The organism is Bacillus sp. EB106-06-01-XG163 (assembly GCF_058791615.1).
Window position 1 is genome coordinate 82,470 of record NZ_JBYTDS010000001.1, and the last position, 18,012, is coordinate 100,481.

Genomic DNA, 18,012 nt, shown 5'->3' on the forward strand with positions numbered 1-18,012 from the left:
CAATGAGCGGAGGTTTTTTTATTTTATTTTTACTCTTAAACATCAGACGCGGGGATACGCCATACATCTGTTACCGGCCCTGTCTCATCTTCATCGGTAAAGAAGGAACCGTTGCTGTATCGGTCATTCGCCCGCAAGGACTTCACGGCGATTTCGATTCTCTCGCCTTTTTCTGTTTCCGCAGCGATCATGTCGGCTAAAGCGCACGCGAATACGCCGACTGCACGATGCGGGTTCTTTTTAAGCTCACGCAGCATGATGACACCGCGCTTCGCCCTGGATGTTTTTTCGAATTCAGATAGGTTCATCCGCTTGATTGCTCCCCGCTGTGTGACAAGGACAAGCGAATCTGTCTCATGCAGGATTTGTCCTGATACGACGGTATCACCGTCTTTTACATTTATGCCCTTTACGCCGGCCGCACGGGCACCGACTACATTTACTTCATCTTCACCGAACCATAAACCGTACCCGAGGCGGGTGGCGATAAACAGCTGGCTGCCGCCGTCTGTGACATGAACATCAATCAGCTCGTCGTCCCCTTTAAGGTTAAGGGCAACAAGCGCTTTCGAGTAACGCTGCGCTTTGTAATGCGTCATTTCAGTTCTCTTCACCATGCCGTTTTTCGTCATAAACAATAAATATGAAGATGGATCAAATTCTTTTACCGGTATAGCTTTCACGATGGTTTCATCACGGTCAATCGTGATGATGTTCGTTACGTGCTGCCCCATGTCTTTCCACCTGATATCGGGAAGCTGGTGAACCGGACAATAAACATAGCTTCCCTTATTGGTAAAGAGCAGGAGAACATCCGTTGTATTCATTTCAAATTGGTGAATCAGCCTGTCAGTATCCTTCATACCGAAATCCTGGCCGTTAGAAGCGGCAAATGACCGCTGACTTGTTCGTTTTACATAGCCGTCTTTTGTGACTGTCACATATACGTCCTCAGAGGCTACCATGACTTCAAGATTGATTTTAATTTCCTCAATCTTTTCTTCAATGACAGACCGTCTGCTGTCAGCATAGGTCTTTTTCAATTTTTTCAGGTTGCTTGTAATGACTTTTAACAGCTTTTTATCATGACTTAAAATGGCTTCGAGCTCCTGAATTTTCTTGCTGAGCTCTTCCGCTTCCTCTTTTAGCGCCGTAATATCCGTGTTTGTCAGACGATACAGCTGCAAGGATACGATCGCTTCGGCCTGCGGCTCCGTAAATGTGAATTTAGACATTACGTTTTGTTTCGCATCTTTCTTGTCGCTGCTTGCCCGGATGACGGCTATGACCTCATCTAACACAGACAGTGCCTTCATCAGTCCTTCAACGATGTGGTGCCGCTCTTTTGCTTTTTGCAATTCAAAGACGGAGCGGTTTGTCACCACTTCCTTCTGGTGGGAAATATACGCATCCAGGATGGCCGTAAGACTCATCAGCATCGGCCGGCGGTTATGTATGGCGACCATATTAAAGTTATATGTTGTCTGCAGATCAGTGTTTTTATATAAGAAATTCAAAATGCCTTTTGCATCGGCTTCTTTCTTTAACTCAACGACCACCCGAAGCCCCGTGCGGTCAGTTTCATCCCGGACTTCAGAAATGCCTTCGACTTTTTTGTCTATGCGGTATTCGTCCATTTTCTTTACGAGATTGGCTTTGTTTACTTCAAACGGAATTTCTGTAATGACGATCTGCTCCCGTCCGCCTCTTACGGATTCCACTTCAGCCTTGCCGCGGATAATAATTTTGCCTTTCCCGGTTTCATAAGCCTTCCGAATGCCGTCGACTCCTTGAATAATGCCTCCTGTCGGAAAGTCAGGCCCTTTAATCACCTGCATCAAGTCATCGACGGTGCAATCCGGAGATTCAATCCGTTTAATGACGGCATCAATGACCTCACCCAGATGATGAGGGGGAATATCAGTCGCATAGCCCGCTGAAATTCCGGTTGATCCGTTGACAAGCAAGTTAGGGAACATGGCGGGCAAAACAACCGGTTCTTTACTAGTGTCATCAAAGTTCGGAACGAATTCAACCGTATTTTTATCGATGTCACGCAAAAGCTCTGACGCGATAGAAGACAATCTCGCTTCCGTATAACGCATGGCAGCCGGCGGATCACCGTCAATGCTTCCATTGTTGCCGTGCATCTCAATCAGCACATTCCGCACTTTCCAATCCTGGCTCATCCGCACCATCGCTTCATAAACAGAGCTGTCACCGTGCGGATGATAATTACCGATAACGTTTCCGACCGTTTTCGCCGCTTTACGGAAATTTTTATCGAATGTATTTCCGTCCGCGTGCATGGCGTATAAAATTCTCCGCTGCACCGGCTTTAAACCGTCACGAGCGTCGGGCAGCGCCCTGTCTTGAATAATGTATTTACTGTAGCGTCCGAAACGGTCGCCGATTACTTCTTCTAACGGTAAATCATGAAATAATTCTGGCTGTGCCACTATTAAACCTCCTCAGCGACCGACAAGTTTTCATTTTCTAAAATATTGCTTTCCTCATCTAATCCGAAGGCAACATTTTTTTCAATCCATTTTCTTCTCGGTTCTACTTTGTCTCCCATTAATGTCGTTACACGGCGTTCTACCCGTGCCGCATCGTCGATCTTGACTCTGACGAGCGTTCGCGATTCGGGATTCATCGTCGTTTCCCAGAGCTGGTCTGCGTTCATTTCTCCCAACCCTTTATAGCGCTGGATGGTATACCCTTTGCCGACTTTCTTTAAAACGCCGTCCATTTCTTCGTCGGACCAAGCATATTCAATAATCTCTTTCTTACCGCTTCCTTTGCTCACTTTGTAAAGAGGCGGAAGGGCGATGAAGACTTTTCCGTGCTCGATTAAAGGTTTCATATAGCGGTAGAAAAACGTTAACAGCAAGACTTGAATGTGCGCGCCGTCGGTATCCGCGTCCGTCATGATGATGATCTTGTCATAATTGATGTCGTCTATCTCAAAATCTGCGCCGACACCGCCTCCGATCGCATGAATAATCGTATTGATTTCTTCATTTTTGAAGATGTCTGCAAGCTTTGCTTTCTCTGTGTTGATGACCTTTCCGCGAAGGGGCAGCACGGCTTGGAATTTCCGGTCTCTTCCCTGTTTTGCAGAACCTCCCGCAGAGTCTCCCTCCACCAGATACAATTCATTCTTCGCCGGATTTCTGGAACCGGCCGGTGTGAGTTTTCCGCTCAGCGTCGCTTCTGATTTTTTGCGCTTTTTGCCGCTTCTCGCTTCTTCTCTCGCTTTACGGGCCGCTTCACGGGCCTGGCTTGCTTTAATCGCTTTTTTGACAAGCAGGGTTGCTGTATCGCGGTTTTCTTCCAGGAAATAAGCAAGATTCTCGGAAATGACGGCATCCGCGGCGGATCTCGCCTCACTTGTGCCAAGCTTCCCTTTCGTCTGGCCTTCAAATTGCAGCAGTTCCTCCGGGATACGCACGGAAATGATTGCGGACAAACCTTCCCTGATATCGGCGCCTTCAAGGTTCTTGTCTTTCTCTTTTAAAAGGGCGACCTTTCGCGCGTACTCGTTAAACGCTCTTGTCATTGCCGTTTTGGCTCCTGATTCGTGGGTGCCGCCGTCCTTTGTTCTGACGTTATTAACGAATGACAGCATATTTTCTGAATACCCGTCATTAAACTGAAACGCGAAATCGACTTCAATGTCATGATGCTCGCCTTCAAAGGAAACCACTTCGCATAAAGCGTCTTTTTCCTCGTTTAGATAAGCGACAAATGCTTCAATTCCGTTCTCATAATAAAATACTTCTTTTACTCCGTTCCGTTCATCAATTAATTCTATTTTCAAACCTTTTAACAAGAAAGCCGATTCGCGCAGACGTTCTGACAGTGTGTCAAAATTATAAACCGTTGCGCTGAACATTGACGGATCAGGTTTAAAATGGGTAAGCGTTCCCGTTTTTTTGGTCGTTCCGATTTTTTCAAGTGAAGTCACGGGCTTGCCGCCGTTTTCAAACCGCTGTTTATACACATATCCATCACGCTCAATAGTAACCGTCAGCCACTCCGATAATGCGTTTACGACAGATGCGCCGACACCATGCAGACCGCCGCTTGTTTTATAGCCGCCCTGTCCGAATTTCCCCCCGGCATGCAGCACGGTGAAAATAACTTCCGGCGTCGGCTTTCCGAGCTTATGCATCCCGGTCGGCATTCCGCGTCCTCTGTCCTGTACGGAGATGCTGTTGTCCTTATGTATCGTTACGATAATATGATCTCCGTAGCCGGCAAGAACTTCATCGACGGAATTGTCGACGATCTCATATACCAGATGGTGCAGGCCGCGTGTGTCCGTCGAACCGATGTACATTCCCGGTCGTTTTCTGACGGCTTCCAGGCCTTCAAGCACCTGTATGGCATCTTCGTTGTAATCAAATTGCTGTTTTCTAGCCAAACGTACAAACCCCTTTCAAAAAACCTGCTCTTAATCATTTTCTTTTTTAAATGTTTTCATGTCTTTGTTTTTCAGTATGCGCAAGCTTCGGTCCAATTCTCCTCGGACTCACAATTATAACCAATATGCTTGATTTCGCAACATATTTAAGCGAATGGCTCGTTTTTTAGGCCGCAAGACATACATTCGAACGGCTTTTCATCTTTCTGGTGCCCTTTTCAGCGAATAAGAACATGAGTTCGCTTTCTATTATATAGCTTTATGCCGGCCATCGCAAACAGACTGTAAACCCCTGTATAAAGGGGTTTCTAAAAAAGCTGTTCATGCTTTATTGTATCTGTTTCATCATCATACGCAAAGAGTATTCTTTCAATAAAAAAGCAAAAACCCCTGATTTGCCAAGGATTTTTGCTTTTTTTGTTCCTATTTTATAACAGCGCGGGCGACTTTTATACATAAATCCATAACAGCCGTCCGTCCTTTGTCTGTAATCATGCGATACGCTTCTTCATTTGCAAGGCCCTGCTGCGCCCAAAAAACGGGAGCGTCCGTCTGTAAAAATTCTTCAGCGACGCCGGGAAGCTGCTCAGAGCGTCTGAACACATTCACGATATCAATCGGTCCCTCCACGTCTTTTAATGAAGCGACGGCTTTAACGCCAAGCGCCTCATCAATCGTTGGATTGACGGGAATAATTTCATACCCTTCATCCTGCATCGCTTTGGAAACCATGTAAGAAGTCCGGTCGGGACGGTCTGACAGCCCGACGACTGCGATCCGTTTGCTCCGATCCAGAATTTCTTTAATCTCTGATTTTGAAGGATTTTGCATCTTTACCATCTCCTTTTGATATATTGTACATGACCGCTTCGCCGGAATCAAAAAAAGCGCTTTGTCAGCTTAATTCTCAAAAAACTTGTCATCAGACGGTAACAACTCGTGTTAAAATAGAGTGAAGGGACATTGAAAAGGAGAAATGTAGATGTTGATTGCTTTATTGATTATTTTGGCCTATGTAATAGGCAGCATCCCGTCAGGTTTAATCGTAGGCAAACTTGCGAAAGGGATCGATATTAGAGAACACGGAAGCGGCAATTTGGGCGCTACAAATGCTTTTCGCACGCTTGGCGTTAAAGCGGGATCTGTTGTCATCGCAGCCGATATTTTAAAAGGCACCTTGGCCGCGGCGCTCCCATATTTACTGCACGTCCCCATTCATCCTCTTCTCGCAGGGGTGGCAGCAGTAATCGGCCATGTATTCCCCGTGTTCGCAAAGTTTAAGGGAGGCAAAGCCGTAGCCACATCAGGGGGCGTCCTGCTGTTTTATGCTCCGCTGTTATTCGTTACGATGGTTGCAGTATTTTTCGTATTTTTATTCCTTACGAAATTTGTTTCTCTGTCTTCAATGTTAACAGGGATTTATACGATTATTTACTGTCTGTTTGTAAAAGACCCTTATTTATTAGTCGTAGTGACGCTCTTGACCGCGTTTGTTATCTACAGACACAGGGCAAACATCAAACGGATTATAAACAAAACAGAACCGAAGATCAAATGGTTTTGATGAAACTTCAATTTTGACATCAAAATGCCATATGCGTTTATAATAGAGATAATTTCTTTATATGAGAAACAAAAAGGGAGTGTTCCGGATGAACATGAAAGTAACGAAAGGCGCGCTGGATTGGTACAAAGAAGAGCTCGATCTGGAAACAGGCGACCATGTCCGTTTCTTTGTCCGTTACGGGGGATGCAGCAACGTTCAGAAAGGCTTTTCTCTCGGCATTTTAAAAGACCGGCCGATGAACATCGGCACCAGCACGGAAGTTGAAGGCATTACCTTTTTTATTGAAGAAAGCGACTTATGGTACTTTGATAATCACGATTTGTCAGTCACATATTCAGATCAGGCAGAAGAGCCGGTATTTGATTACGTGTAAGAAAAAAAGAACGCAGCGGATGCGTTCTTTTTTTACAGCCTGAACCTTTTGAGATGATCAGTCAGATGTTCTTTTTCTAATATGCTTCTTTGCGTATCACCGAGCAGGTCAAAGTGGGGAAATTCATTTTTATGGTGAATCCACTCCGGCTTCAGCCCATACTCAGCTCCCCATCTGATCAGTTTATTGAGATCGCTTGAACCGGCCTTCGTCACGGTCTTAGCCTCCGGAAAGCGGTCGTCCAGCCAGTAATGCGTTAAAAAAGCGATTTTCCCTTCCGATACATCCCGCTTCCATCTTTCCAGTTCCTTACGCGTAATTCCAAATGCCATAACTGCAGCCGCTCCTTATTTTTTTGCCTTTTCGTAAGCGGCATGCCAATCAGGAAAAGCCTTGCGAAACTGAATCGGTTTGAAACTCTCTTTATCAACGCATATATGAGAGGATGTCGCTTTGATGGCAAGTTCTTGATCCGGATTATAGATGTGGTAGCCGTAAACGGTTTTAAATCCGTTATATTCTTCAATCCAAGTATGTACGACAGCCGTTTCTCCGTAGCGGAGCGGCTTTTTATAAGAAATGCTGATATCCAATACAGGGGACAGCACTCCTCTGTCTTCCATATCCTTGTAAAGGAATCCGAGTTCCTTAATCAGCGCCGTTCTGCCGACCTCCATCCAGACTAAGTAATTGGCATGATAGACGATGCCCATTTGATCTGTTTCCGCATAACGCACTTCTATTTCTTTTTTTGACACATGCAACGTTCTCTGCTCCCTTATTATCAGATTAGCCCCATTTTATCACAACGAGCCGGAAAGAGAAAAAAACCAGGTTTCCCTGGTTTTTATTATGATTGATAGCCGTTTTCTCTTGCAGCCGATTCATCCTGGATTTCACTGCGGAACGATTCAATGCTTTCATTGCGTCTGGCATTCTTCTCTTGAATGCGCTGTTTTTCCTCATCTGTCGCAAATTCCATTGATTCTTTGGCTTCTTCTATATTTTCAATTGTATTCTGCACCATATCCTGCAGCTTTTCAACGTTATCGGAACGGTCATCCGGATTCGGTTTTTGATAATTGTTTGTCATAATGTCTGCTCTCCTTTGATGATGTTATTCGCCTTTCGTCTGCATGACAATCGGATGTCCGTTTGACTTGTCATGAAACTTTTCCCCTTTGTTGCGTTTATATTTAACGGGTTTTGTCCCTAAGTGGCTCGGAGCGTATTGCGGCTGGCCGTCTTTCTTGTTTATGCCCATGTTCATCCCTCCTTAAGAGTATATTTTGCAAAAGGAGGTGCAAACATGACTGCAAATTAAAGGTTATTTTTGTTTGAACCGCTGCTCCAGCTTTTCTTCAAGCTGATTCAAATATTCCGTATTGGTCATCAGCTCACGTTTATTTTCCATAACCAATTCATGAAAAGAACGTTTTCGCATTTTTTTCAATCTTCTCACCTCCGTGTTTTCATTCATTTTTTCCAATTTTTCAAAACCTAAGCCCTCCACAAATAAAAAAACTGAACCTCTATTTGAGATCCAGTTTTTCTTTCATTTCTTTTTTTGTCATCGTGCCTACGCGAATATGCTGAATGGTTCCTTCTTCGTCTAATATGTATGTTGTCGGATAAGAAAGCACGTTGAAATCTCCGTTAATTCCGCTTTTGTCAATCAGAATAGGAAAGGTCAGCTGATAATGATCAGCAAATGATTTCACAGCCTGTATATTTTTTTCAGAGGACGTAAAATTAACGGCTGCTACCGCAATATCAGGATATTCTTTCTGCAGCTCCTGCATATCGGGCATTTCCATTCGGCACGGCTTGCACCACGTCGCCCAGAAATTGAGGAGCACTTTTTTTCCTTTATAATCAGAAAGGGAGATGCTTTTTCCTGACAATGTATCAAGTGTAAAGTCAGGGGCTTTCATCCCTTCTTCTGTCCCTTCTTTCGGACTTTTTTGTACAGAATAAATGTTCCAGCCCGCATACACTAACAACCCGATAAGTAACATTCCGCCCAGCCATTTCGCAAGCATCTCAAGGCCTCCCGCATAAAAAGAGAGAAAGCAGACTGCTTTCTCTCCTTTGTTCATTCTGCTACTGTTTCATTTTATCGCGAAGCACCATTTGTAAAATGCCGCCGTGGCGATAGTAATCAATTTCCACTTCACTGTCAAAACGGACAACAACTTCAAATGTTTTTACCGTACCGTCTTCACTGATTGCTCTGACAGTCAGCAAGTCGCGCGGACGTACAGATTCATCAACATCCACCTCGATGACTTCCTTACCGGTTAAGCCGAGTGTATCCGCGTTTTCACCCTGTTTGAACTGAAGCGGCAGCACACCCATGAAGACGAGGTTGCTTCTGTGAATTCTTTCAAAGCTTTCGGCAATGACTGTTCTGATGCCGAGCAGGTTTGTTCCTTTTGCAGCCCAGTCACGTGAAGAGCCCATTCCGTAATCTTTTCCGGCCAGGACGACAAGACCCGTTTTATCTTCTTTATACCGCATGCAGGCATCATAAATAGATGTCACTTTCCCGGTAGGCCAATGTGTTGTGTATCCGCCTTCTGTACCCGGTGCGATTTGGTTTTTAATGCGGATATTGGCGAATGTTCCTCTCATCATGACTTCATGGTTTCCGCGGCGTGAGCCGTAAGAGTTAAAGTCACGAGGAGAAACGCCTTTTTCCTGCAGGTATTTGCCCGCCGGTGTGTCTTTTCCGATCGCTCCGGCCGGAGAAATGTGGTCAGTCGTCACAGAATCGCCGAATTTGCCGACAACGCGAAGTCCTCTTAAAGGCTCAACTTTTCCCGGCTCTACAGACATTTCCTCAAAGAACGGCGGGTTTTGAATGTAAGTGGAATCCTGATCCCACTTGTACAGCGCTTCATCCGTCGTTTCGATTTCGTTCCAGCGCTGGTTGTCGTCAAATACCGTTTCATACTCTTTGCGGAATAATTCCGGCGTAACAGTCTGTTTGACGAGAGAATTGATTTCATCCATGGACGGCCAGATGTCATCGAAATAAACATTTTGTCCGTCATTTCCGACACCGATCGGATCCGTTTTCAGGTTGATATTCACAGTGCCTGCTAATGCGTATGCGACAACAAGCGGAGGTGACGCAAGGTAGTTTCCTTTGACAAGCGGATGGATCCGGCCTTCAAAGTTTCTGTTACCTGACAAGACAGAAGTGATCAAGAGATCATTTTTAGCAACCGCTTCTTCAATCTCTGGAGAAAGCGGGCCGGAGTTCCCGATACATGTCGTACAGCCATACCCTACGAGGTTAAAGCCGAGCTCCTTCATGTAAGGAAGCAGGCCTGAGTTGACTAAGTATCCAGTAACAACCTTAGACCCCGGTGCAAGTGATGTTTTAACATAATTCGGCACTTTCAAGCCTAATTCTACCGCTTTTTTGGCTACCAATCCGGCACCGATTAATACATAAGGGTTTGATGTATTCGTACAGCTTGTAATAGCGGCGATTGCAATCGCCCCTGTTTTCATAACCGCATCTTCGCCGCTGTTAAGTTTAAATGAAATTTCTTTGTTCTCTTCAGCAGCATCCGCTCCGAATCCTTGGTTGCCGGCCGGGCTGACAAGATGTTTTTTAAACGTTTCCTGCATAACGGAAAGCGGGATTAAATCCTGCGGACGTTTCGGTCCTGATAGGTTCGCTTCAATTTTTGACAGATCAATTTCCACAACGTCTGTAAAAATCGGCTCTTCCGCGTCAGGCGTATAGAATAAACCGTTGTTGCGGCAGTATGCTTCCACAATATCGATCTGCTCTTCTTCACGGCCGGTCAGACGCAGGTAAGAAAGTGCTTCCTCGTCAACCGGGAAGAATCCGCAAGTCGCTCCGTATTCCGGCGCCATATTGGCAATAGTCGCCCGATCCGCAAGCGGAAGCTCAGCAACACCAGGACCGAAGAATTCAACAAATTTATTGACTACGCCTTTTTCGCGCAGCACTTGAGTGACTTTCAGCGCCAAGTCAGTCGCCGTCGTTCCGTTAGGCAATTTTCCGACAAGTTTCGCGCCGATGACCTCAGGAACAGGGAAATATGAAGGCTGGCCGAGCATTCCCGCTTCCGCCTCAATACCGCCGACACCCCAGCCGAGGACGCCGATTCCGTTAATCATTGTTGTATGGGAATCTGTTCCCACCAATGTATCAGGATATGTCACAAGTTCTCCGTCTTCCTCTTTCGTATGAACGACACTTGCCAAAAACTCAAGGTTTACCTGGTGAACGATACCTGTTGCAGGCGGAACGGCCTGATAATTGTTAAACGCTTTCTTTGCCCAGCTTAAAAATTTATAACGTTCTGCATTTCTTTCGAATTCTAAGTCCATATTAATGGCTAACGCGTCTTCCGTACCGGCTTTGTCGACTTGTACGGAGTGGTCAATGACCAGGTCAACCGGAATTTCAGGATTGATTTTATCAGGGTCTCCGCCGACAGAAGCCATGGCTTTTCTTAAAGATGCCAGGTCAACTACGGCCGGAACGCCGGTAAAGTCCTGTAGAATAACCCGTGAAGGTTTAAACGGCACATCGATATCTTTTAATTCAGCAGTACCCCATCTTGCTAAATTTTCAACATGTTCTTTTGTAATGACGCGTCCGTCTACCTGACGCAAAACGGATTCCAAAAGAACCTTAATAGAATAAGGAAGTTTTGAAACATTGCCGACCCCTGCGTCTTCCAATGCTTTTAATGAATAGTAGTTGTATGTTTTCCCATTTGAAGAAAATGTTTTTCTTGCTTGGAAAACGTCTTGTGTTGCGACTTTTTGCTGATTTGTCATTTCCCAAAATCCCCCTTCAATGATCAAGATCGTTCTTTAGATGAATGTTCACATTCCATCACAATTTTCTCACAATTTCATCTTAGTATAAAATCATACATAAGTAAATATCAATGTTTTTATTAAATACAATAAGATCGTCTTATCAGCATGATTTTCGGTAAATTTTGTCCGATTTTCCGCCTCATACAACGGGCTGTAAAGAGCCATATTAATGTTGAGGTGATGATCATGGTAAAACGGAAAGCCAATCATGTCATTAACGGCATGAATGATGCGAAAAGCCAAGGCAAAGGCGCGGGTTATATAGAAAATGACCAGCTCGTCCTGACGGAAGAAGAACGGCAGAACAATAAAAAAAGAAAAACAAACCAATAGCCGGAACACCTTAAAAAGGAGGCTTTAACATGACAAATAAAAATACGAGTAAAGATATGCATAAAAATGCTCCGAAGGGCCATAACCCCGGCCAGCCGGAACCGCTGAGCGGAAGCAAAAAAGTGAAAAACCGCAACCATACAAGACAAAAACATAATACAAGCCACGATATGTAAAACAGACCCCGTGTCTGTTTTTTTGTGCCATTCACCCATTCAAAGCTTCTGCATACGTTATAGCAAGGCTTTTTAATATGGAGGAATGCTTCCATGAATCACTCAAAAAACGCTGAAGAATTTGATGATACGGAAGAATGGCTGCGGCAGTTTTACGAGGACCCGTATGCTTGGTATGACGAGACGCTGCCGATCGATCTATATGAAACAAGCCGTCAATATATCATTGAAGCCGACCTGACGGCGCTGAAGCAGGTGCAAGCGATAACCGTCACTCTTTCGGGGAATGAGTTTATGCTCTCTGTTAAAACGCTTGAACGGACGTTAAACAAACAAATGATGCTTCCTTTTTATCTGAATGACAAACATATTTTCACTGATTTCACCAACCATATTCTGACCGTCTCCATGAACAAGGAGCCAAATGAGACTCCTGCCTCTTTTTCCTTTCAATTTCCTCTATAACATAAAAAAGCCGCTTTCATCCCTCAATGGAAGCGGCTTTTTTGTCCGGTCATATCAGTCATATACCCTCAAAGTGAAACTCCCATGGCCAAATAGCAGAATCACTATACGATAGAATATGTTCTACCAACCGGAATGACTGGACATCTATCATTTTTTCTATTCTTTTTTTCATGTGTTCTTCTATTCTGTCTTCGTTTACAATATGGTTAAAGTAAGGAGGAGATAGAACAATGCTGGAAGGCTGGTTTATGTGGTTTATTTTATTTTGGGTCATCGTGATGATCGGATTGCTGTCTATCGGCGGGTTTTTTATGTTTCGAAAATTTTTAAAACGCTTACCGAAAGAAGACGGCCGGTCAGAACTGGATTGGCAGGACTATTATATTGAAAAAAGCAGGCACTTATGGAATGAGGGTGACAAGGCGTTTTTGGATGAATTGGTCGCCCCCGTGCCGGAGCTCTTTCGGGATGTAGCCAAAGCGAAAATCGCCGGAAAAATCGGTGAACTTTCCTTAGCGGAGGAAGCTGAACAAATAAACCGTGATTTAATCATCAGGGGTTACATACTGGCCACTCCTAAGCGTGATCATCAATTTTTAAAAAAGCATCTCCGTGAAAAACAGATTGATCTTACTCCTTATCAAGCTCTGCTCAAATAAAAAACCTTTCCGGCGGACGGAAAGGTTTTAATTCATCTGAATATCAGCGGTCTTCAGTTCATTCGAAAGTTTGCGGTAAGACAAAAACATCGCGATGCGCCACGGGACAATCATTCCGAAAGCCAGAATCCAAAACATTCCGCTTAAAGCTCCGTAATCAATCGTCGTGCTCAAAATGGATTTCATAGCGATTCTGATAACCAAGAGACCAATCAGGATAAACACAAACGCTTTTGACCGTTTTAAATAGATTTCATTATTTTTAATCTCAAATTTAGATGTTTTAATCAGAAAAATAGAGAAGATCACGCCCAGCGTAATGGCCTCCAAAAATTCTTCGCCCGTCACTCTGAAAATCGGAAAAAGGAACATAAGCGCTCCCGTACTCATGAAAATCGGCGGGAGAATTATTTTTTTAGGTGAAGCGGGCTTGTCGGAGGATTTAATCCTGACGATCATCACGGAAATTGCCATGGCCGCTGCAATAACGGATGAAATTATAATCATCATCTTTATCATTCCTTTGCTTGCACGGAGTTTGATACTATATACTATACTCCAAAAACATAAAAAAAACCAATTTGAAAAGAGAACACGTTTACGTTCCCGTTACCCGGCCTACGGCCTCCAGCACTTTAGATGCTTCAAACGGTTTAACGATAAAGTCTTTAGCGCCTAATTCAATCGCTTCCAGAACGATCCGCTGCTGCCGCATGGCGGTGCACATGATGATCCGGGCTTTCGGGTCAAAAGCTAAAATATCCTGCAGCGCCTGTATACCGTTTTTGACCGGCATGGTAATATCCATTGTCACCAGGTCGGGACGGATTTTTTGATATACTGCCAGGGCTTCCTCACCGTCAGCCGCTTCCCCGGCAACTGTGTAATTCGCCGATTCCAGAATCTCTCTGATTTTCACCCTCATGAACTTGGCGTCATCTACAACTAAAACTCGTGTCATATTCCCCTCCACATATTTAACATTAACTAGTCTTATTGTACCAAAAACAAAAGGGTATATAATAGTTCAAAAGTTATTAATCCGTTACAGACCCGTAAATCCTCCGAAAAGATTTGACAGAACGATCAGAATGTAGCTCATCCAGTTAAAAAACAGCATAACTCCGATCAGAATCATAAGAATGCCGCCGATTTTCATGATAAGCAGCTGATGCTTGCGAATCCAATTCATTCTGGTAATAAAAAATGAAAGAACAAGAAAAGGAATCGCAAATCCGAGAACATATAAAAACATATACGGCACTGCTGAAGAAGGATTTGTATTGGCCAGCGAAAACACGGCTCCTAAAATAGGCCCGCTGCACGGCGACCAGCCGGCTGCAAACGCAAGACCGATCAGAACCGAACCGATAAACCCCTCCGGACGGCGCTTAAAGTGAATGCGCCGCTCTTTCATCATGAATTTCGGCTGAAACACACCGGCAGTAATCAGCCCGAAAAGGATCAGCATGATAGCGCCAAACTGGCGGATCGCTTCATGATATTGGGTAAAAAAACTGCCGATAAACGAAGTTCCATATCCCAATGCGATAAAAATCACGGAGAAACCAAGCAAAAAACAAAGTGTATGCACGAGGCCGCGCTTTTGCAGCATCACCTTTTCTGTTTTCACCTCGTCCATACTGACACCAGTTATGTAAGATAAAAAGGCGGGGTACAACGGCAGACAGCATGGAGAAATGAAAGACAGAAATCCGGCCCCAAACGTCAGAAAGTAATTAAAACTCACGATGACACACTCCCTTCGAGTTATGACAAAATCATTTCATTTTTTTAACACTTTCCCGAGAAGGATTACTTTTTATAGAAAAAGCTTATATAATTTAATTTGACATCGAGATATTATACTCCTTCTTATTTGAAAAACAGTATAAATGTGGATATAATAATAGCGACTCAGGTGAAAGATTTATGTATGAAAGGATATATCCCTGTGATTAGAGAGCATCTATTAAATGAAATTGAAAAAAAACGGGCAGAGCTGCTTAAAATCGTCATGACAAACGGAATGACATCAAACATTACGATAGAACTCAGCCAGGAGCTTGACCACCTTCTCATACAATATCAAAAAGAACTGCACACCGGCAGTTGGGGTGAAACATGACGCCAAAATAAAAAACCCTCTCCGGGTTTTTTATTTTTATAACCATGTATATCTATATCATAATCTGTACGTATTATTTCGCTTGATTATTCATGGCTTTCATCATTTGATTAATTTTCTTTTGAGAAGGTTTCATTCCCATTTGCATCATCATCATGCGTAACATTTGTTCATTAATAGGCGGATTCTTTTTCAAATAGCTCATCATATATTTACGAGCAATAAAAAACCCGAGTGCAACACCTATGAGCAATGCGACAACGCCCACTAGGATGCCAACCCATAAAGTCATTTTATTTCCTCCTTCATGTTGTCTAGTTTAAAGTGTACTAAACCAAAGGCTATTATACAACATTTACATCTCTTTTTCCTCGTTTTTAGACAAAATTTCTTTCTCTGACCGGATTTAACCACCCGTAGCGCCGTGTCTTGAAATCCATTGCAAGAAAACAGGGGCTGATTTTACGCAGAATCTCAAAGAAAATCGTTTCCGCCTCATAATCTCCCGAAGCCGCAATCTCAATTAAACTGTCTTTCATCATGAAGGTGGCGCGGCCCTTTTCTCCGGGCAGTGTAAGCCGGTAAATGGAATCCAAACGGCTGTAACTCATTCGGTTTAAATGCAGCTGGAGACGCTGATGCATATGTATCACCGGAATCGGTTCCGTTATATATTGAACTTGCTTTTCTGTCATTTGATATTCCTGGGGTGTCAGATCTGTCCAATGATAGTCTCGAAACAACTCAAACATAGCCGTTTCCCGCCCGAAGTAGTGGTTCGCAAACTCATCCTTTATCAGGTGTGTATAGTAATGACGTTCCATTTCCTCATCCCCTTTTACAGCGCTTCGTTATTGCTTTCTATTATACAAAAGGAGAAAAGAAAGAATTGTCTATTACTGTTACGCCGCCCCTTCTATTTTTGTCGCATAAACAGGAAAAAGAGGATGATTTGACTCATCCTCTTTTGTCTCGTTATTTGTTTAAAAGTTTTTTCACGCGGTCAACCACGTTTTCTGCAGTAAACCCGTATTCTTTCATAATTGTTTCTCCCGGAGCTGAAGCACCGAAACGGTCAATTGCGAGAACGTCTCCTTCAAGACCGGTAAATTTGCCCCATCCGAAGCTTGAACCCATTTCGATCGCAAGACGTTTCGTCACATTCGGAGGAAGCACGCTGTTTTTGTACTCGGCCGATTGTTTTTCAAAGCGGTCCCAGCTCGGCATGCTGACTACAGATACGTGAATGTTTTCTTCAGCCAGTTTCGCTTGAGCTTCGATCGCAAGTCCGACTTCAGAACCTGTCGCTAAAAGAAGAGCGGCCGGTGATTCCGTTTGGGCTTTGGAAACGATATAAGCCCCTTTTTCCACGCCCGCATACGCTTCTTCAGCCTGCTGATCAATCGTCGGCAGGTTTTGGCGTGTCAATACAAGAGCTGTCGGATGATCTTGGCTTTGAACGGCAACCTTCCATGCAGCTGCGGTTTCATTTCCGTCAGCAGGTCTGATCACAGAAAGGTTAGGAAGTGCGCGTAAAGAAGCAAGCTGCTCAATCGGTTCGTGGGTCGGCCCGTCCTCTCCTACGGCAATACTGTCATGCGTGAATACATAAGTGACGGGAAGACCCATCAATGACGCCAGACGAATGGCAGGTCTTAAATAATCAGAGAACACAAAGAATGTGCCGCCGAATACGCGGAGGCCGCCGTGAAGCGCCATTCCGTTTAATGCAGCGCCCATCGCAAATTCACGGACACCGAACCAGAAGTTTTTCCCGGCGTAGTCTTTGGCCGTGAAGTCTCCTCCATTTTTGATTGTCGTTTTATTTGAACCCGCAAGGTCAGCAGATCCCCCGACAAAGAAAGGAATTTTCTTGGCGATCCCGTTCAGCACCTCACCTGAAGATGCGCGGGAAGCAAGGCTGCTGCCTTTTTCATAAACGGGAACTTCCTGATCCCAGTCTTTAGGAAGCTCGCCTTTCATGCCGAGTGACAGCTGTTCAGCAAGCTCAGGATATTTTTCTTTATAAGCCGCGAACAGTTCATTCCATTCCTGTTCTTTTTTCGAGCCGGCTTCTTTTACCGCTTTATTGAAATGCCCGTATACTTCTTCCGGAACATAAAAATCTTCTTCAAACGTCCAAGCATACGCTTCTTTTGTCAGCTTGCTCTCTTCTAGTCCTAACGGAGCGCCGTGAACGCCGGATGTGCCCGCACGGTTTGGAGAGCCGAAACCGATCGTGGTTTTCACTTCAATCAAAGTCGGTTTTTTATCATTCTGGCGCGCTTTTTCAATTGCAGCCGTCAATTCAGCGATGTTGTTTCCGTCCTCAACATAAAGAACTTCCCAGTTCATTGCTTCAAAACGCTGCTTTACATTTTCAGAGAAAGAACGGTCTAAATCGCCGTCTAAGGAAATGTCATTAGAATCGTATAATACGATCAGGCGGCCTAATTCAAGATGGCCTGCAAGAGAAGCGGCTTCGGAAGAAATGCCTTCCATTAAATCACCGTCTCCGCAAATACTGTATGTATAATGATCAACTACGTTGAAAGAATCACGGTTATATGTCTCAGCCAGATGGCGTTCTGCAATTGCCATTCCCACTGCCATTGCAATACCCTGTCCAAGCGGCCCGGTCGTAGCGTCTACTCCGGCTGTGTGCCCGAACTCCGGATGTCCCGGTGTTTTGCTTCCCCATTGACGGAACTGTTTCAAGTCTTCAATGCTGAGGTCATATCCGCTTAAATGCAGCATGCTGTATAAAAGCATTGAACCGTGGCCTGCTGATAAAACAAAGCGGTCGCGGTTAAACCAGCCCGGATTCTGCGGGTTTACATTCATAAATTTCGTCCACAGCGTATATGCCATCGGAGCGGCTCCCATCGGCATGCCCGGATGTCCGGAATTCGCTTTTTCAATTGCGTCTATAGATAGTGTACGAATGGTGGCAACTGATTTCTTTTCAATTGTATCCATTATAATCCCCTTCCTTATTGTTGTA

23 protein-coding genes are annotated in these 18,012 nt (G+C 44.4%); 7 read left to right on the plus strand and 16 right to left on the minus strand.

Features of this window, described 5'->3' with window-relative positions; all coding sequences use genetic code 11:
• Positions 1-35: 35 nt before the first annotated feature.
• The 3 genes from parC to AC3WTF_RS00245 form a co-directional block, all read right to left on the minus strand.
• Entirely contained in the window at positions 36-2,459 is a 2,424-nt protein-coding gene (parC, locus tag AC3WTF_RS00235) for a DNA topoisomerase IV subunit A (RefSeq protein WP_414843579.1), read from the minus strand.
• Positions 2,460-2,461: 2 nt separating this feature from the next.
• Complete coding sequence (parE, locus tag AC3WTF_RS00240; protein ID WP_007410315.1) at positions 2,462-4,429, minus strand: DNA topoisomerase IV subunit B; 1,968 nt, start codon at positions 4,427-4,429, stop codon at positions 2,462-2,464.
• Between the two features lie 423 nt (positions 4,430-4,852).
• Positions 4,853-5,260 (minus strand): CoA-binding protein, encoded by a 408-nt coding sequence (locus AC3WTF_RS00245; protein ID WP_007410316.1) that lies wholly within the window; start codon positions 5,258-5,260, stop codon positions 4,853-4,855.
• A 151-nt stretch (positions 5,261-5,411) separates the two neighbouring features.
• On the opposite strand from AC3WTF_RS00245, the gene plsY reads away from it, so the two are divergent.
• Both plsY and AC3WTF_RS00255 read left to right on the plus strand, forming a co-directional pair.
• Complete coding sequence (plsY, locus tag AC3WTF_RS00250; RefSeq protein WP_007410317.1) at positions 5,412-5,993, plus strand: glycerol-3-phosphate 1-O-acyltransferase PlsY; 582 nt, start codon at positions 5,412-5,414, stop codon at positions 5,991-5,993.
• Between the two features lie 88 nt (positions 5,994-6,081).
• The gene (locus AC3WTF_RS00255; RefSeq protein WP_007410318.1) at positions 6,082-6,369 is read left to right on the plus strand and encodes a HesB/YadR/YfhF family protein; all 288 of its coding nucleotides are present in this window, start codon (positions 6,082-6,084) and stop codon (positions 6,367-6,369) included.
• A 32-nt stretch (positions 6,370-6,401) separates the two neighbouring features.
• On the opposite strand, the gene AC3WTF_RS00260 is transcribed toward AC3WTF_RS00255, so the two are convergent.
• From AC3WTF_RS00260 to acnA, 7 genes are all read right to left on the minus strand, one after another.
• A complete protein-coding gene (locus AC3WTF_RS00260; protein ID WP_007410319.1) occupies positions 6,402-6,701 on the minus strand; it encodes a hypothetical protein in 300 nt (99 codons plus the stop codon).
• A gap of 15 nt (positions 6,702-6,716) precedes the next feature.
• Entirely contained in the window at positions 6,717-7,133 is a 417-nt protein-coding gene (locus AC3WTF_RS00265; RefSeq protein WP_003153973.1) for a YbgC/FadM family acyl-CoA thioesterase, read from the minus strand.
• Positions 7,134-7,219: 86 nt separating this feature from the next.
• Positions 7,220-7,462, minus strand: a complete 243-nt coding sequence (gene tlp, locus AC3WTF_RS00270) for a small acid-soluble spore protein Tlp (RefSeq protein ID WP_007410320.1) — start codon at positions 7,460-7,462, stop codon at positions 7,220-7,222.
• A 24-nt stretch (positions 7,463-7,486) separates the two neighbouring features.
• On the minus strand, positions 7,487-7,633 hold the full coding sequence (locus AC3WTF_RS00275; protein WP_003153977.1) for an acid-soluble spore protein N: 147 nt from the start codon (positions 7,631-7,633) through the stop codon (positions 7,487-7,489).
• A 63-nt stretch (positions 7,634-7,696) separates the two neighbouring features.
• Entirely contained in the window at positions 7,697-7,822 is a 126-nt protein-coding gene (locus AC3WTF_RS00280; RefSeq protein ID WP_012117651.1) for an FbpB family small basic protein, read from the minus strand.
• A gap of 79 nt (positions 7,823-7,901) precedes the next feature.
• Complete coding sequence (locus tag AC3WTF_RS00285; RefSeq protein WP_007410322.1) at positions 7,902-8,411, minus strand: TlpA family protein disulfide reductase; 510 nt, start codon at positions 8,409-8,411, stop codon at positions 7,902-7,904.
• 61 nt (positions 8,412-8,472) lie between these two features.
• On the minus strand, positions 8,473-11,199 hold the full coding sequence (gene acnA, locus AC3WTF_RS00290) for an aconitate hydratase AcnA (protein ID WP_017417878.1): 2,727 nt from the start codon (positions 11,197-11,199) through the stop codon (positions 8,473-8,475).
• Positions 11,200-11,430: 231 nt separating this feature from the next.
• Here acnA and sspO point away from each other — a divergent pair, with 231 nt between their 5' ends.
• The 4 genes from sspO (at position 11,431) to AC3WTF_RS00310 (ending at position 12,880) form a co-directional block, all read left to right on the plus strand.
• Positions 11,431-11,577 (plus strand): small acid-soluble spore protein SspO, encoded by a 147-nt coding sequence (gene sspO / locus AC3WTF_RS00295; RefSeq protein WP_003153982.1) that lies wholly within the window; start codon positions 11,431-11,433, stop codon positions 11,575-11,577.
• A 29-nt stretch (positions 11,578-11,606) separates the two neighbouring features.
• The gene (locus tag AC3WTF_RS00300; protein WP_003153984.1) at positions 11,607-11,753 is read left to right on the plus strand and encodes a small acid-soluble spore protein P; all 147 of its coding nucleotides are present in this window, start codon (positions 11,607-11,609) and stop codon (positions 11,751-11,753) included.
• Positions 11,754-11,846: 93 nt separating this feature from the next.
• Positions 11,847-12,218, plus strand: a complete 372-nt coding sequence (locus AC3WTF_RS00305; protein WP_007410324.1) for an Hsp20/alpha crystallin family protein — start codon at positions 11,847-11,849, stop codon at positions 12,216-12,218.
• A 233-nt stretch (positions 12,219-12,451) separates the two neighbouring features.
• The gene (locus AC3WTF_RS00310) at positions 12,452-12,880 is read left to right on the plus strand and encodes a DUF2621 domain-containing protein (RefSeq protein ID WP_007410325.1); all 429 of its coding nucleotides are present in this window, start codon (positions 12,452-12,454) and stop codon (positions 12,878-12,880) included.
• Between the two features lie 27 nt (positions 12,881-12,907).
• Here AC3WTF_RS00310 and AC3WTF_RS00315 read toward each other — a convergent pair whose 3' ends face one another.
• The 3 genes from AC3WTF_RS00315 to AC3WTF_RS00325 all read right to left on the minus strand — a co-directional run bounded on the left by AC3WTF_RS00315 (position 12,908) and on the right by AC3WTF_RS00325 (position 14,633).
• Complete coding sequence (locus tag AC3WTF_RS00315; protein WP_007611735.1) at positions 12,908-13,399, minus strand: CcdC family protein; 492 nt, start codon at positions 13,397-13,399, stop codon at positions 12,908-12,910.
• A gap of 79 nt (positions 13,400-13,478) precedes the next feature.
• Complete coding sequence (locus AC3WTF_RS00320; protein ID WP_007410327.1) at positions 13,479-13,841, minus strand: response regulator; 363 nt, start codon at positions 13,839-13,841, stop codon at positions 13,479-13,481.
• An 84-nt stretch (positions 13,842-13,925) separates the two neighbouring features.
• Positions 13,926-14,633, minus strand: coding sequence for a cytochrome c biogenesis protein CcdA (locus tag AC3WTF_RS00325; RefSeq protein ID WP_088056486.1), 708 nt, complete (start codon positions 14,631-14,633; stop codon positions 13,926-13,928).
• A gap of 201 nt (positions 14,634-14,834) precedes the next feature.
• On the opposite strand from AC3WTF_RS00325, the gene AC3WTF_RS00330 reads away from it, so the two are divergent.
• Positions 14,835-15,008 carry an aspartyl-phosphate phosphatase Spo0E family protein gene (locus AC3WTF_RS00330; RefSeq protein ID WP_012117647.1) on the plus strand — a complete coding sequence of 58 codons (174 nt, stop codon included), beginning with the start codon at positions 14,835-14,837 and terminating at the stop codon, positions 15,006-15,008.
• Between the two features lie 73 nt (positions 15,009-15,081).
• Here the strand turns inward: AC3WTF_RS00330 and AC3WTF_RS00335 are convergent, their stop codons facing one another.
• The 3 genes from AC3WTF_RS00335 to tkt form a co-directional block, all read right to left on the minus strand.
• On the minus strand, positions 15,082-15,300 hold the full coding sequence (locus tag AC3WTF_RS00335) for a YneF family protein (protein WP_003153994.1): 219 nt from the start codon (positions 15,298-15,300) through the stop codon (positions 15,082-15,084).
• A gap of 85 nt (positions 15,301-15,385) precedes the next feature.
• Positions 15,386-15,832, minus strand: coding sequence for a sporulation inhibitor of replication protein SirA (gene sirA / locus AC3WTF_RS00340; RefSeq protein WP_003153995.1), 447 nt, complete (start codon positions 15,830-15,832; stop codon positions 15,386-15,388).
• A 151-nt stretch (positions 15,833-15,983) separates the two neighbouring features.
• Entirely contained in the window at positions 15,984-17,987 is a 2,004-nt protein-coding gene (gene tkt, locus AC3WTF_RS00345) for a transketolase (protein ID WP_032875043.1), read from the minus strand.
• Between the last annotated feature and the right edge of the window lie 25 nt (positions 17,988-18,012).

Excerpts from the sequence above, each read along its gene's own strand:
- AC3WTF_RS00275 (WP_003153977.1), bottom strand. The coding sequence starts at position 7,633 with ATGGGCATAAACAAGAAAGACGGCCAGCCGCAATACGCTCCGAGCCAC.
- AC3WTF_RS00300 (WP_003153984.1), top strand. The coding sequence starts at position 11,607 with ATGACAAATAAAAATACGAGTAAAGATATGCATAAAAATGCTCCGAAG.
- acnA (WP_017417878.1), bottom strand. The coding sequence starts at position 11,199 with ATGACAAATCAGCAAAAAGTCGCAACACAAGACGTTTTCCAAGCAAGA.
- AC3WTF_RS00285 (WP_007410322.1), bottom strand. The coding sequence starts at position 8,411 with ATGCTTGCGAAATGGCTGGGCGGAATGTTACTTATCGGGTTGTTAGTG.
- plsY (WP_007410317.1), top strand. The coding sequence starts at position 5,412 with ATGTTGATTGCTTTATTGATTATTTTGGCCTATGTAATAGGCAGCATC.
- AC3WTF_RS00245 (WP_007410316.1), bottom strand. The coding sequence starts at position 5,260 with ATGCAAAATCCTTCAAAATCAGAGATTAAAGAAATTCTGGATCGGAGC.
- AC3WTF_RS00335 (WP_003153994.1), bottom strand. The coding sequence starts at position 15,300 with ATGACTTTATGGGTTGGCATCCTAGTGGGCGTTGTCGCATTGCTCATA.
- sirA (WP_003153995.1), bottom strand. The coding sequence starts at position 15,832 with ATGGAACGTCATTACTATACACACCTGATAAAGGATGAGTTTGCGAAC.
- tkt (WP_032875043.1), bottom strand. The coding sequence starts at position 17,987 with ATGGATACAATTGAAAAGAAATCAGTTGCCACCATTCGTACACTATCT.
- AC3WTF_RS00255 (WP_007410318.1), top strand. The coding sequence starts at position 6,082 with ATGAACATGAAAGTAACGAAAGGCGCGCTGGATTGGTACAAAGAAGAG.
- tlp (WP_007410320.1), bottom strand. The coding sequence starts at position 7,462 with ATGACAAACAATTATCAAAAACCGAATCCGGATGACCGTTCCGATAAC.
- AC3WTF_RS00310 (WP_007410325.1), top strand. The coding sequence starts at position 12,452 with ATGCTGGAAGGCTGGTTTATGTGGTTTATTTTATTTTGGGTCATCGTG.
- AC3WTF_RS00305 (WP_007410324.1), top strand. The coding sequence starts at position 11,847 with ATGAATCACTCAAAAAACGCTGAAGAATTTGATGATACGGAAGAATGG.
- AC3WTF_RS00260 (WP_007410319.1), bottom strand. The coding sequence starts at position 6,701 with ATGGCATTTGGAATTACGCGTAAGGAACTGGAAAGATGGAAGCGGGAT.
- AC3WTF_RS00320 (WP_007410327.1), bottom strand. The coding sequence starts at position 13,841 with ATGACACGAGTTTTAGTTGTAGATGACGCCAAGTTCATGAGGGTGAAA.
- sspO (WP_003153982.1), top strand. The coding sequence starts at position 11,431 with ATGGTAAAACGGAAAGCCAATCATGTCATTAACGGCATGAATGATGCG.
- AC3WTF_RS00315 (WP_007611735.1), bottom strand. The coding sequence starts at position 13,399 with ATGATAAAGATGATGATTATAATTTCATCCGTTATTGCAGCGGCCATG.